This is a genomic window from Corynebacterium sp. KPL4035, assembly GCF_037908325.1.
Lineage (GTDB): Bacteria > Actinomycetota > Actinomycetes > Mycobacteriales > Mycobacteriaceae > Corynebacterium > Corynebacterium kefirresidentii.
In genome coordinates, this window is the sequence record NZ_JBBMGF010000002.1 from 119,994 (window position 1) to 132,500 (window position 12,507).

11 protein-coding genes, 1 tRNA gene and 2 pseudogenes are annotated in these 12,507 nt (G+C 61.3%); 7 read left to right on the top strand and 7 right to left on the bottom strand.

All coding sequences use genetic code 11. From position 1 onward, the window contains the following. Nucleotides 1-2: 2 nt before the first annotated feature. Genes WMP96_RS02365 through WMP96_RS02375 form a run of 3 tightly spaced genes read right to left on the bottom strand, consistent with a single transcriptional unit; the run spans nt 3 to nt 2,675 of the window. Nucleotides 3-1,367 carry a PP2C family protein-serine/threonine phosphatase gene (locus tag WMP96_RS02365; RefSeq protein WP_301716445.1) on the bottom strand — a complete coding sequence of 455 codons (1,365 nt, stop codon included), beginning with the start codon at nt 1,365-1,367 and terminating at the stop codon, nt 3-5. Beyond that, nucleotides 1,364-1,816: an FHA domain-containing protein FhaB/FipA gene (locus WMP96_RS02370; protein ID WP_005329668.1), complete on the bottom strand. Its 453-nt coding sequence runs from the start codon at nt 1,814-1,816 to the stop codon at nt 1,364-1,366. The genes WMP96_RS02365 and WMP96_RS02370 overlap by 4 nt, the downstream gene beginning before the upstream one ends. A 25-nt stretch (nt 1,817-1,841) precedes the next feature. Next, nucleotides 1,842-2,675, bottom strand: a complete 834-nt coding sequence (locus WMP96_RS02375) for a DUF3662 and FHA domain-containing protein (RefSeq protein WP_301716446.1) — start codon at nt 2,673-2,675, stop codon at nt 1,842-1,844. Nucleotides 2,676-2,884: 209 nt separating this feature from the next. Here WMP96_RS02375 and WMP96_RS02380 point away from each other — a divergent pair. After that, nucleotides 2,885-2,972 (top strand) — tRNA-Leu (locus tag WMP96_RS02380). A gap of 151 nt (nt 2,973-3,123) precedes the next feature. Here WMP96_RS02380 and WMP96_RS02385 read toward each other — a convergent pair. Continuing rightward, nucleotides 3,124-3,543 (bottom strand): annotated as a pseudogene (locus WMP96_RS02385) (IS6 family transposase); the annotation flags it as partial. A gap of 107 nt (nt 3,544-3,650) precedes the next feature. On the opposite strand from WMP96_RS02385, the gene WMP96_RS02390 reads away from it, so the two are divergent. After that, nucleotides 3,651-3,929, top strand: coding sequence for an exonuclease domain-containing protein (locus WMP96_RS02390; RefSeq protein ID WP_232212570.1), 279 nt, complete (start codon nt 3,651-3,653; stop codon nt 3,927-3,929). Here WMP96_RS02390 and WMP96_RS02395 read toward each other — a convergent pair. Continuing rightward, nucleotides 3,907-5,388, bottom strand: coding sequence for a multicopper oxidase family protein (locus WMP96_RS02395; protein WP_301716457.1), 1,482 nt, complete (start codon nt 5,386-5,388; stop codon nt 3,907-3,909). The two genes, WMP96_RS02390 and WMP96_RS02395, sit on opposite strands and share 23 nt — an antisense overlap. A gap of 71 nt (nt 5,389-5,459) precedes the next feature. Beyond that, nucleotides 5,460-6,029 (bottom strand): CueP family metal-binding protein, encoded by a 570-nt coding sequence (locus WMP96_RS02400; RefSeq protein WP_340432104.1) that lies wholly within the window; start codon nt 6,027-6,029, stop codon nt 5,460-5,462. 404 nt (nt 6,030-6,433) lie between these two features. Between WMP96_RS02400 and WMP96_RS02405 the strand changes: the two genes are divergently transcribed. The 5 genes and pseudogenes from WMP96_RS02405 to WMP96_RS02425 all read left to right on the top strand — a co-directional run bounded on the left by WMP96_RS02405 (nt 6,434) and on the right by WMP96_RS02425 (nt 11,834). Further along, entirely contained in the window at nt 6,434-7,156 is a 723-nt protein-coding gene (locus WMP96_RS02405; protein WP_034656116.1) for a response regulator transcription factor, read from the top strand. Beyond that, entirely contained in the window at nt 7,153-8,280 is a 1,128-nt protein-coding gene (locus WMP96_RS02410) for a sensor histidine kinase (RefSeq protein ID WP_301716458.1), read from the top strand. The genes WMP96_RS02405 and WMP96_RS02410 overlap by 4 nt, the downstream gene beginning before the upstream one ends. A 138-nt stretch (nt 8,281-8,418) precedes the next feature. After that, nucleotides 8,419-8,745 carry a heavy-metal-associated domain-containing protein gene (locus tag WMP96_RS02415; RefSeq protein WP_323461091.1) on the top strand — a complete coding sequence of 109 codons (327 nt, stop codon included), beginning with the start codon at nt 8,419-8,421 and terminating at the stop codon, nt 8,743-8,745. A 51-nt stretch (nt 8,746-8,796) separates the two neighbouring features. After that, nucleotides 8,797-11,031, top strand: coding sequence for a copper-translocating P-type ATPase (locus WMP96_RS02420; protein WP_340432108.1), 2,235 nt, complete (start codon nt 8,797-8,799; stop codon nt 11,029-11,031). Nucleotides 11,032-11,124: 93 nt separating this feature from the next. Further along, nucleotides 11,125-11,834, top strand: a pseudogene (locus WMP96_RS02425) (IS6 family transposase). 89 nt (nt 11,835-11,923) lie between these two features. On the opposite strand, the gene WMP96_RS02430 reads toward WMP96_RS02425, so the two are convergent. Continuing rightward, nucleotides 11,924-12,502 carry an LURP-one-related/scramblase family protein gene (locus tag WMP96_RS02430; RefSeq protein ID WP_301715925.1) on the bottom strand — a complete coding sequence of 193 codons (579 nt, stop codon included), beginning with the start codon at nt 12,500-12,502 and terminating at the stop codon, nt 11,924-11,926. Nucleotides 12,503-12,507: the final 5 nt, after the last annotated feature.

Below are 12,507 nucleotides of genomic sequence, written 5' to 3' on the forward strand. Positions count from 1 at the left end.
ACCTACACCTCCCGGCAGGTGACGCCAGGCTTGTTTTTCTTGGCATCCTTCTTATCTTTTTGGCTCGGCGCAGTAATACATGGCTTGAGCGCCTTATCGCCCAAATCATTGACTTGCTGCTGCACCTCACCCAGATCACCAGTGGAGAGATGGTCGACGGCGCTGCGTTCAGATTCCGGTAGGTCCGTAACCTTTAGCGGTCCAAAGTCGCCCTTGCATGGCTCGCCGGAAAAGAGGAGCGAATTGCTGTCATTGATGCACACGTATTGGTTCGTGGAGTGTAGTTCCTTGCCAAAGACGGAGTAATCAGCACCCTGTTGGATGGTGATTTCCTGTGCCTCGTTGGTAGCTACGTAATAATTATTGGACAAGAAGTTCTTTGCCCACAGTCCGGCACCGATGACCAGCGCGAGGACGATGAGCAAGGCGAGGAGGACCTTCCAGCCGGTCTTTCGGCCGGAAGTTTCCTCCTCCGCTTCGTCATCATTAGGCTCTGGGCGCTCGTTTTTGCCATCCGCCATGACGGCCGGCGGAATTACCTGAGGCTTGCGGGAGAGTTGTGCCGCCCGCGAGGCGGAAGAATCCGGATGGGTTGGGTCTTCCGTAGGGCCCGCGAGGGCGCCGACGCGGAATGGTTCGTGCTCCTGGGGGCTTTCCTCGGTTACTTCACCGATAACCACGGTGACATTATCCGGGCCTCCGGAACGGATGGCTAGGTCCACTAGGGTGGAGCCGGCCTGCTCAATGCTGCCTTGCCCCAGTGCGGTCTCAATAGTGGAGGCGGTTACCGGATCCGAAAGCCCATCGGAGCACAACAGGATACGGTCGCCGGGCTTGGCGCCGAGAGTAAATAGCGTTGCTTCGACCGGGCGGCCCGTATAGGCCTTTAGAATGAGGGACTTCTGCGGGTGCGACGAGACGTCGCCTGGGTCCAGTTCGCCCTTATCCACCAGGGATTGCACGTAGGTATCATCCTTGGTGATCTGCTCGAGTTTGCCGTCGCGCAGCAGGTATCCGCGGGAATCACCCACATGGCAGACGCCGAAATCCGTGCCGTTGAAGAGCATGGTGGATAGCGTGGTGCCCATGCCTTCGGTTTCTGGATGGGCCTTGACGTGATCACTGATGGCCTCATTGGCCTGGTCAGCGGCCGCTTCCAGCAGTGCTTTAGTGTCTTCCTGGCCCGGATCTTGGTCCAAGATTTCTAGGTGGTTGACCATCAGCTCGGAGGCAACCTCGCCCGCCGCGTGGCCACCCATGCCATCGGCCAAGATCAAAAGGTGAGGACCGGCGTAGCCTGAGTCCTCGTTATTATCGCGAATGAGGCCGCGATCGGACTTAGCAAAGAAGTTCAGCTTCAGTGTCATGCGTTCAACCTCACGGTAGTGCGGCCCAGCTTAATTTCGGAGTCCGCGCCGACTACCTCGGGTTGGTCGATGCGCACGCCATTGACAAAAGTGCCATTGCGAGATTCCAAATCTTCTACTACCCATTCGCTACCGCGGCGGAATAGCCGGGCATGGTGGCCAGAAGAATAATCATCGCCCGTGACAAAATCGCAATCAGAGGCTCGGCCCAGCGTGCAATCCTCTAGTGTGCCCAATTCCATGTGGGAGCCTTGCAACGGCCCCTCAACGATGGACAGCTGCTTAATCGCTTCCCGACGCCGCGGTGCCCCCACCTTCTTCGACTGTTGGCGGATAGCACCGGCGGACTTATTGGTATCGCGGCGCATGGCGTTCAAGGCCACCAGGATAAAAATCCAGAGCAGAGCCAACAAGCCGATGCGAAGCGCCAGCATGATGACTGCATCCATGGCGACCTCCCTTCCTTAACTGAACTTAGTAGCTGTGCGAATCAAGGCCCGTGATGCGGACCTCGATGTGGGAATGGCCCATGGTGATCACGTCGCCATCGGCAAGCAGCCAATTATCAATCGGCGTTTCATTCACGGTGGTGCCGTTGGTGGACTGCAAATCCACCAGAACCGCATCCTGGCCGTTCCAGGTGATTTCCGCGTGCTGACGGGATACGCCCGTATCCGGAAGCCGCAGGTCGGCGTCGTTGCTGCGGCCGATAATATTGGAGCCTTCTTGCACGTGATAGACGCGCGAGGAGCCATCCTGCAGCATCAGGTTGACTGCGGGGCCCTGTGGCTGCGGAGCGGGTTGACTATCTGGAGCAATGAAAGCGGTAGTTACCGCGTCATCAGCCGTATTCTCGTGTTGCTCGGTCATCTGGTCCTCCTGACCATCAAAGTCGTGGAAAATAGCCTCAAATCCGGTCTCTTCCGTGGGCTCGTGATCAATAAACGAGGACACGCGAAGCTGACCCGTGCGCAAACCAGATTCTTCGGCCACTCGCACAATCACGGGGCCCGCGAGGGACCATCCGCTATTGCGAATAAAGCGCGTCAACTGGTCTGCACAATCGGCCGGCACATTGCGATCCTGCGACAAGTTCTCCAAATCCTTGGAGGAGACACCCACAGTCATTACGTTCGGACTATAAAGGTTGTCATCGTCGCCGCGCGCGAGATTGTCCTGAGCTTCTTGCTTTAAAAGCTCATCAATTTCCGCGGGAACGACCTTGCCGCCGAAGACAAGGGCCATGCCGTTATCAAGGCCGCGTTGCATGGCGGAGTCCAGCTTCGCCAGCTTTTCTGAAAACGCCACGAGCCATTCTCCTTTCCACCATGCAGCGATCAGTAGCGATCAGTAGCGATCAGTATAGTTTGTTCACCCCCTCGAAACGTAGATGGCGACGCGAAAGTTCCCAGAAATTTCGCTGCTCCTTCCCCGAAATAGTTTATTTTTCCTGCCGATTTGTAGTTCTGAGCAGCATTCGTGGTATCTTTATCAAGTCGCTAAGACATCCACACCCTGCCCGGGTGGCGGAATTGGCAGACGCGCTGGCTTCAGGTGCCAGTGTTCGATAAGGACGTGCGGGTTCAAGTCCCGCCCCGGGCACCATGAGCAGTTGTACAAACTGCGACACCGGAGGTAACAAACTCGAAAGGGTTCGTGACCTCCGGTTTATTTCTTTTTCTGAACTTTTCCGGTCGAGGATTGTAAGTGTGGGGATTTACATCCTAACTCCCGCTCTCGGCTTTCGTACTTTTGTTTTCGATGGTGTCAACAACTCATCTTGCTTGTTGTCTTGTCTTGATCTGACGGCCTTGGCCAGGAAACGCTTCGCTGCGGCCACGTTTCGCTTCGAAGAGAGGTAAAAGTCCAGGGTCTGACCACCGGCGGTGATCGCCCGATAGAGGCAGCACCACCTGCCGCCGACCCGGATATAGGTCTCATCCACCCGCCAGGAACTAGCTTGCCAGTCAGGTACCTGCCGGTACCACCGTGTTTGCTGGTCCAGCTCAGGGGCGTATTTCTGGACCCAGCGGTAGATCGTGGTGTGATCGACCGGCACGCCCCGCTGAAGTCATCATTTCCTCCAGATCGCGGTAGCGCACCCCGTAGCGGCAGTACCACCGCACTGCCCATAGAATGATGTCACGGGGAAATGACAACCGGAGAAGATACCCATGGCTGTGATTATTTCACGTCGCCGTTCCTACTGCCCCAACTTTGCAACAGCACCTGTTCGATAGCGTTTAGGCGGGCATGTCGGTATGGGCCTCTAGGCTTGAGGGCATGGGCTTTTTAGAAAACCTCCTGAACCGCTACGCCCCGCGCACACCGGGCAAGCCGGTCTTTGCGGTCATTGATACCGAAACCACCGGCTTTAACAAGCGCTACGACCGCATCATTGAACTTGCTGCCGTGCGCGCTGACGCATACTTCAATCCCGTTGACTCCTGGCACACATTGCTCACCCCTGACACCAACGCCGTGTTCACTACTCGGGGGACACCCCCGCCCACCTCGGCACTCAACCCTGCTGTGGTGGTTACTCGTAGCGAAGCGAGCTGAGCATCCCGGCTTCCATGTGATAGGCGTTATGGCAGTGAAATGCCCACTCACCGGGGTTGTCAGCGATTAGGTCGGCGATCATGGTTTCACCGTGGCGGAGAAGGACGGTGTCCTTGCGTAGCCCGCCGCTGCCGGGCAGCGCCCACGTGTGGCCGTGGATGTGCATGGGATGGGGCATCATGGTCCTGTTGCGCATGACCATCCGCAGGCGCTGGCCCTCCTGCACGGTCGCGGAGGAGGATTGGCCGTCGGTGAGAATGCTCCATTCATACGGCATCATCTGCCCGCCCAGGTCGATGCTGACTTCTCGGTCTGGTGTGTCCTCGGGTAGGAGTGCACGGTCTGCTGGCTTCAGGGAGGACAGAAGCAGTCCGGTGGACGACAACTCGGGGAAGTCGACATCGGGGTGGGGGGCCTGGCCGCCGGCGGTGCGGATGACGGCGAAGGCGCGGTCGTCCTTACCCACCGCCAAAGCCGTGAGCGGGAAGATGCCGTCGCCGAGGATGACCTCGACGTCGACACGCTCGCCCATCGACAGGTAGATCGATTCGGTCTCCCGGGGCTGGACAGGGAAGCCGTCGGTGTGGGTGACGGTCATGCGGTGACCACCGAGGGCCACCTTGAAGATGGTGTCACCGCCGGAGTTGATAAACCGTAGGCGGGCCTTGTCGCCCGGGCGAGCCTCGAAGGTCCGGTGAGCACGGGGGATACGTCCGTTGATGAGGTAGTGCGGATACATCACATCGCCGGCATCCCCGCCCAGTACCCGGTCCGGGGTGCCGTGCATCATCTGGCCGTGACCTCCCATCCCCTTCTTCCCGTTATGGTCGCCCGAACCCATTCCGGTGAGCTTGTCGAGCTCATCGTCGGGAGTGCCCTGAATGCCATCGACCCAGTCGTCGAGCACGATGGTCCACTCGACGTCCTGGTCCTCAGCGTCTTGCGGGTCACGGACGATCAGTGGGGCGTGTAGGCCGCGATCAAGCTGCAGGCCGGAGTGGGAATGGTAGAAGTAGGTGCCACCGTGGGGGACTTCAAAAACATAGGAGAAAGACTCGCCAGGTTCAATGGGGTCCTGGGTCATGCCGGGCACACCGTCGGCTGCGTTGTGGAGTGCGATGCCATGCCAGTGGATGGAGGTGCTCTCAGGCAGTTCATTGGTGATATCGACCTGGAGGACGTCGCCGGCGGTGGCCTCAATGGCCGCATCCCCGGTGTCAGAGACGTATCCCCACGTCTTGGCTTCGATGCCGCCGATATCCAGAGAGAGGGGCCGGGCGGTCAGTGTCCGGCGCACCGTCGGCTCACCGAGCGCAGTGGGGGTGGGAGTGGGGCGAAGAGAGGAACCTGGTGCCGAGGCAGCGGGTCCAGGGTCGCTGGTGCAGGCGGCCACGGCCCCGGTGCCGGCAAGGACGAGCCCGCCGAGCAGAAACTGTCGTCGGGAAAATCCGTTCATCATGATTTAACCTTCCTTGGTGTTAGATTTCAGTGACACGGGAGACAGGCGCAGGTGAGGACCCTGCTGAGCCATCACGTCAGGTGCAGGTCTGTGACACAGGTGGCACCGTCGTCGGCGGTGGAAAACTCCGCGGTGCCGGTGCGCCCTTGGTAGCTGACCTCAATCAGGCCGGTGGCATCATCGGGAAGCCAGAAGCCAATAAACCCGTTGTCGAAGGTGGTTGTCGCCTCGTCCACCAGCACCTCACCGGTCGCCTCATCGGTGATCGTGACCTGGATATCCTCATTGTCGAGTTCCCCCAGGCAGGTCGTGAGGCTGTGGTAGAAGCAGTCGTGGGTGGAGGTGAGATAGGGTGCGATCGAGACATACGTCTGATTGTCGGGAAGATCGACCACGACTTCCTGGTCATCGCTCGAGAGCAGCAGTTCATCGGCACGCACTGAGGCGATCAGATCCGTGGGACGCTCAGTGACCTTCTGCCGGTCGAGGTGATCAATGATCTCCACCGCGTCCATGGCGGTCAGGCCATGGGTAGTCAGGAATGTATCCTGGGACACCGTCCCGTCGGCGGTGGGTTCCGGGTCCGCGGCCGAACACCCCGTGAGGGCGAGGGCGGCGGCTGCGATCGCTGCTCGTTTCACGTCAATCTCCTTGGATCGTGGTAAGACCGTGAGAAGGCACCGCCTCAAGGTCGATGCCATACCTTTATCTAGCACGGGTGCCTGACGGACTAGAAATCAAAAACCCTGCTCACAGCTTTATAACAGGGCGAAAAGAGGGTGAATTCGGTGGGCTGGGTCACCACCGGGACACCACCCCACAGCCGTGGGCGATGTCCTTCTACTCGCCCCGGGTATGCGGTGCAGGCAGTGAAATCCCTGGTGGCTCCTGCTGAACCGACCAGGGGAGGCGATGCTGCTGGCCCGGGGTGGGGCACAGGGGCGACGGCGGTCGAAGGGTGATGTTTGAAGATTTGATGAAGATTTCCCCGCCGGGCACTGAGCGAGGGTGGTATTCCCCCCTGACCGGAGCGATACTGGGGTCTATGGCTGACCGCACACCGACCACCACCACGCCCCCGGGGCGGGTGCTGGTCGTCGATGATGAACAACCCCTGGCTCAGATGGTGGCCTCCTACCTCATCCGGGCCGGTTTCGATACCCGCCAGGCGCACACCGGCACCCAGGCCGTGGACGAGACCCGTCGCTTTTCCCCCGATGTTGTGGTGCTGGATCTGGGGCTGCCCGAACTCGACGGCCTGGAGGTGTGCCGACGGATCCGCACCTTCTCGGACTGCTACATCCTCATGCTCACCGCGCGTGGCAGCGAGGACGACAAGATCAGCGGTTTGACCCTGGGGGCGGATGACTACATCACCAAACCTTTTAGCATCCGGGAACTGGTGACCCGGGTGCATGCGGTGCTGCGCCGCCCGCGCACCAGCACCACCCCACCGCAGGTGACCACCCCCTTGATCGTTGGTGACCTCATTCTTGACCCCGTCGCCCATCAGGTGCGGGTGGGGGAGACGACTGTGGAGCTCACCCGCACGGAGTTCGAACTGCTGGTTGCCCTGGCCCTGCGCCCCGGCCAGGTGCTGACCCGCCACGACCTGGTCACCGAGGTCTGGGACACCACCTGGGTCGGTGATGACCGTATCGTCGATGTCCACATCGGCAACTTGCGTCGCAAGCTCGGCACCGACACCCAGGGCCGGGGGTTTATCGACACCGTGCGTGGCGTGGGCTACCGGGTGGGGCAGCCATGAATCACGGACCCGGCCTGACCTTCCGCTTCCTGGCCGCCCAGGTGTTGGTCGTGGTGATTAGCCTGCTAGTGGCCGCGGCCGTGGCCACGATGGTGGGCCCGACCCTGTTCCATGATCATATGTTGATGACCGGCCGGGAGGACCCCTCGCTGGAGCTGTTCCATGCCGAGCAGGCCTACCGGGGCGCTAACCTGATCACCCTGGTCGTCGCCCTGCCCACCGCCTTGATCTGCGCCCTGCTGGCCAGCCTGTGGTTATCGCGTCGTCTGCGCACCCCCCTGCAGGATCTCACCCGCGCCGCTACCAGCCTGACGGCCGGCAACTCCCGTATCCGCGTGCCCGCCGGAAAAGCAGGCCCCGAGGTCACCACCCTGGCGCATGCCTTCAACACCATGGCCGACCGGTTGGAACACACCGAACAGGTCCGCCGCCAGATGCTCTCTGATCTGGCCCACGAAATGGGCACCCCCTTATCGGTGCTCACGGTCTACCTCGATGGTCTCCAGGACGGGGTCGTGGACTGGAATAATGCCACCCACACGATCGTGGCTGACCAACTCACCCGCCTGACCCGGTTGATGGAAGACATTGACGATGTCTCCCGGGCCCAGGAACACCGGATCGATTTGGACCTGGCGGAGGAAGGGCTCGGGAATCTGCTCCATACCGCCGCTGCTGCCGCGGGGGAAGCTTATGCTGACAAAGGCGTCGATTTACAGGTCGAGACCATTACAGACACCGCCCGGGTGCTCGTGGACCGGCAACGCTTCGGCCAGGTGATGAGCAATCTCCTGTCGAACGCGCTACGGCACACCCCGGCCGGCGGACAGGTCCGGATCAGCGTCCACCGACAGGGGGCGTCCACCGCGCTCATCCACGTCGCCGATGACGGCGAGGGCATCCCATCTGACCAGCTCGGACACATCTTCGAACGCTTCTACCGGGGGGATGCCGCCCGCAGCCGGGACGCCGCCGGGGCCGGTATCGGTCTGACCATCTCCAAGGCATTGATCGAGGCCCACGGCGGCACTCTCACAGCCACCTCCCCCGGACCCGGTCGCGGAGCGGTGTTTGCCCTCCACCTCCCGCTGTCCCCTTCCGACAGTGAGGAGGTTGCTCGGTGACCACACCCTGCCCCGCGTGAGGGCCGCGCCCTCCACCCTTGAAAATATACCCCGGGGGGTATGCTGAAAATATACCCCCTGGGGGTATACGCTAGAGGGCGGCATCTCCGCACCCCACCGAACCGAAGGAGCTTTCCCATGATCACCTCCCCGCCCCGCCTTTTGCCGATGGCCTCCCACGGTTGCAGCTGTTGCGGACCTGCCTCACGTGCAGACACTGCCTCCATCCCTGCCGCCAGCGACTCGTCAGCAGGAGGGTCCTCCTCTAGCTTCCAGGTCGCCGGCCTGACCTGCGGGCACTGCGCGAAAAGCGTGACCCAGGCCCTTCAGACCCTCCCTCAGGTCGACGACGTCCAGATTGATCTCGCTGCTGGTGGTGTTTCCACCGTCACGGTCACCGGTGTCGTACCTCCGGAGATGGTTCGCCGGGCCATCGAGGAGGCCGGCTACATCGTCTTATCCTGATCAATTTTACCCATCATCTCGACCCCGACCGGGTTGAGCGAAAGGAACGTCATGAGCACTCCCCACCATTCCGGTGATCACCATGGTGATCACTTCGCTCCGGAAACAGACCACACCCACCACCCGGATCATGCCGGCCACGAACACCACGTGGATGCCGACACCCACGGCCGGGCGATGCCCCACGATCACCCGCACTCCGCCCTGGACGAAGACCACCACGTTCATGGTCACGGCGAACACGCCGGACACAGCACCGCAATGTTTCGGGACCGCTTCTGGTGGTCGCTGATTCTGTCCATTCCCGTCGTTATTTTCAGCCCCATGGTCGCCCACCTGCTCGGCTACCACCTCCCGGCATTCCCCGGATCCACCTGGATCCCCCCGGTGCTGGGCACGATCATTTTCGTCTACGGCGGAACGCCTTTCCTCAAGGGCGGATGGAAAGAACTGAAATCCCGCCAACCCGGGATGATGCTCCTGATCGCCATGGCCATCACCGTGGCGTTTGTCGCCTCCTGGGTCACCACCCTGGGGCTGGGCGGTTTTGAGCTGGACTTCTGGTGGGAGCTGGCCCTGCTGGTGACCATCATGCTGCTGGGCCACTGGCTGGAGATGTCCGCTCTCGGGGCCGCGTCCTCCGCGCTTGATGCGCTGGCTGCCCTGCTGCCGGATGAGGCCGAGAAAGTCATCGACGGGACCACCCGCACCGTGGCCATCTCCGAGCTGGTCGTCGACGACGTCGTGCTGGTGAGGGCCGGTGCCCGGGTGCCGGCCGACGGAACCATCCTCGACGGAGCCGCCGAATTCGATGAGGCGATGATCACCGGCGAATCTCGTCCCATCTTCCGCGACACCGGTGACAAGGTGGTCGCCGGTACCGTGGCCACCGACAACACCGTCCGCATCCGGGTGGAGGCTACCGGCGGGGACACCGCCTTGGCCGGGATCCAACGCATGGTTGCCGACGCCCAGGAGTCCTCCTCCCGGGCCCAGGCCCTGGCGGATCGGGCGGCGGCGTTGTTGTTCTGGTTCGCGCTGATCTCCGCTCTGATCACCGCGGTGGTGTGGACCATTATCGGCAGCCCGGACGATGCCGTGGTGCGCACGGTCACGGTGCTGGTCATCGCCTGCCCGCATGCCCTGGGCCTGGCGATTCCGCTGGTCATTGCGATCTCCAGCGAGCGGGCCGCGAAATCCGGGGTGCTCATCAAGGACCGGATGGCGCTCGAGCGGATGCGCACCATCGACGTGGTGCTCTTCGACAAAACCGGCACCCTGACCGAGGGTGCGCACGCGGTCACCGGTGTCGCGGCAGCTGTCGGCGTCACCGAGGGCGAGCTGCTGGCCCTGGCCGCCGCCGCGGAGGCCGACAGCGAGCACCCCGTGGCCCGCGCCATCGTGGCGGCCACGGCCGCCCATCCCGAGGCCTCCCGTCGGCAAATCCGTGCAACTGGTTTCAGCGCCGCCTCCGGCCGGGGGGTTCGGGCCACTGTCGATGGCGCTGAGATCCTCGTGGGCGGGCCGAACATGCTGCGCGAGTTCAACCTCACCACCCCGGCCGAGCTCACCGACACCACAAGCGCCTGGACCGAGCGTGGGGCCGGTGTGCTCCATATTGTCCGCGACGGTCAGATCATCGGTGCGGTGGCCGTCGAGGACAAGATCCGCCCCGAATCCCGCGCCGCCGTGAAAGCCCTGCAGGACCGCGGGGTGAAGGTCGCGATGATCACCGGCGACGCGCAGCAGGTGGCCCAGGCGGTTGGTCAGGACCTAGGCATTGATGAGGTCTTCGCTGAGGTCCTGCCCCAGGACAAAGACACCAAGGTCACGCAGCTGCAGGACCGGGGTTTGAGCGTGGCCATGGTCGGTGACGGTGTCAATGACGCCCCCGCTCTGACCCGCGCGGACGTCGGTATCGCCATCGGTGCCGGCACGGATGTGGCCATGGAATCTGCCGGGGTGGTCCTAGCCAGTGATGACCCACGGGCAGTGCTGTCGATGATTGAGCTGTCCCAGGCCAGCTACCGCAAGATGATCCAGAACCTGATCTGGGCCTCTGGCTACAACATCCTCGCCGTGCCGTTGGCTGCCGGAGTGCTCGCCTCGATCGGGTTCGTGCTGTCCCCGGCCGTGGGCGCGATCTTGATGTCTGCCTCGACCATCGTGGTGGCCCTGAACGCCCAGCTGCTGCGCCGCATTGATCTGGATCCGGCTCGCCTGGCTCCGACCGAGTCGAAAGAGGAACACACCACGCCTACTCCGGCATCCACCGCCGTCCACTGATCCACCACTTCTCTCCACTGCCCCCATATGACCCTGAAAGGTGTTGTTGCAAAGTTGGGGCAGTAGGAACGGCGACGTGAAATAATCACAGCCATGGGTATCTTCTCCGGTTGTCATTTTCCCGTGGCATCATTCTATGGGCAGTGCGGTGGTACTGCCGCTACGGGGTGAGCTACCGCGCTCTGGAGGAAATGATGACCGAGCGGGGCGTGCCGGTCGATCACACCACGATCTACCGCTGGGTCCAGAAATACGCCCCTGAGCTGGACCAGCAAACACGGTGGTACCGGCAGGTACCTGACTGGCAGGCCAGTTCTTGGCGGGCGGATGGGACCTATATCCGGGTCGGCGGCAGGTGGTGCTGCCTCTATCGGGCGATCACCGCCGGTGGCCAGACCCTGGACTTTTACCTCTCTCCGAAGCGAAACGTGGCCGCAGCGAAGCGTTTCCTGGCCAAGGCCGTCAGATCCAATGCGTCAGCCGGGTATCTCAGAGTGATCAACGCCGATAAAGCACCCTCCCTTGCCAGGGCAATCGCCGAGTTGAAGTCAGAGGGAATCTGCCCGCCAACAGTGGAACACCGGTAGGTGAAATACCTCAACAACATCCTGGAAGGCGACCATGGTCGGCTGAAGCGGATCCTCGGGCCGAAAGGCGCGTTTAAGAACCGGACATCTGTATATCGGACGTTGAAAGGGATGGAGGCGATGCACTCATTGTGGAAAGGGCAAGGCGCGATGTTTGCCTACGGGCAACCGAACCCGGACGCGGTGATCGTCAACCAGGTCTTCGAGACGGCCTAACAACGCCCACACGCAGCGGCCATCAGGGAATGAGAAACTGAGTCTTCGCTGCTCTCCGCCCAACTTTGCAACAACACCTTTTTATTTTCCTAGTCGCTATTCTTTTCCTTAGTGCGCAGCATATCCATGCTCATCACGGCTCCGATGATGGCGGCGTGATGTTGCTCATTGAGGCCCGGCGTGATGCGCAGACGGTACGTGTTTTTGCCCATGAAGAAATTGCCCATGCCAGTCCATTCATTAGAGACGTCAGCAAGCAGGCGATCTTCTGAAGTGATGGAGAGGTTCCAATCCCAGAAGTCGCCGTGAATTTCGACATCGGCAAAGCCCTCCATGGTCAAGTCCAACTTTGTCTTGAGCATGGAGAAACGCTTGGTAATGACGGCCATGGGCTTTTCGATTCCCGGCAAGTGCACCTCATAGGTATCCCGCAGAAAATTCGGCGGGTCCGAAATCGTCATGACCGTTTGGAGGGGGTTTCCCTCGGCATCCGTGATGGCAACCTCCAAGCTGCGGGAGGATTTCAGCACCATGTCTTTTAGGCTGGTGGACTGAAGGATGGTGCCCACAGGAGTGCCGTCTAGATCGGTGATCATGAACTGATCATTGAGGAAGGACTTGGTCTGGGTAATTACGAGCTCATCTAGCGTGAACAAATTGTGCGTCATGCCAG

Bases quoted from the DNA above. Each gene is read 5' to 3' on its own strand.
- WMP96_RS02365 (WP_301716445.1), bottom strand. From the start codon at position 1,367: ATGACACTGAAGCTGAACTTCTTTGCTAAGTCCGATCGCGGCCTCATT.
- WMP96_RS02390 (WP_232212570.1), top strand. From the start codon at position 3,651: ATGGGCTTTTTAGAAAACCTCCTGAACCGCTACGCCCCGCGCACACCG.
- WMP96_RS02415 (WP_323461091.1), top strand. From the start codon at position 8,419: ATGATCACCTCCCCGCCCCGCCTTTTGCCGATGGCCTCCCACGGTTGC.
- WMP96_RS02430 (WP_301715925.1), bottom strand. From the start codon at position 12,502: ATGACGCACAATTTGTTCACGCTAGATGAGCTCGTAATTACCCAGACC.
- WMP96_RS02420 (WP_340432108.1), top strand. From the start codon at position 8,797: ATGAGCACTCCCCACCATTCCGGTGATCACCATGGTGATCACTTCGCT.
- WMP96_RS02405 (WP_034656116.1), top strand. From the start codon at position 6,434: ATGGCTGACCGCACACCGACCACCACCACGCCCCCGGGGCGGGTGCTG.
- WMP96_RS02410 (WP_301716458.1), top strand. From the start codon at position 7,153: ATGAATCACGGACCCGGCCTGACCTTCCGCTTCCTGGCCGCCCAGGTG.
- WMP96_RS02370 (WP_005329668.1), bottom strand. From the start codon at position 1,816: ATGGATGCAGTCATCATGCTGGCGCTTCGCATCGGCTTGTTGGCTCTG.
- WMP96_RS02395 (WP_301716457.1), bottom strand. From the start codon at position 5,388: ATGATGAACGGATTTTCCCGACGACAGTTTCTGCTCGGCGGGCTCGTC.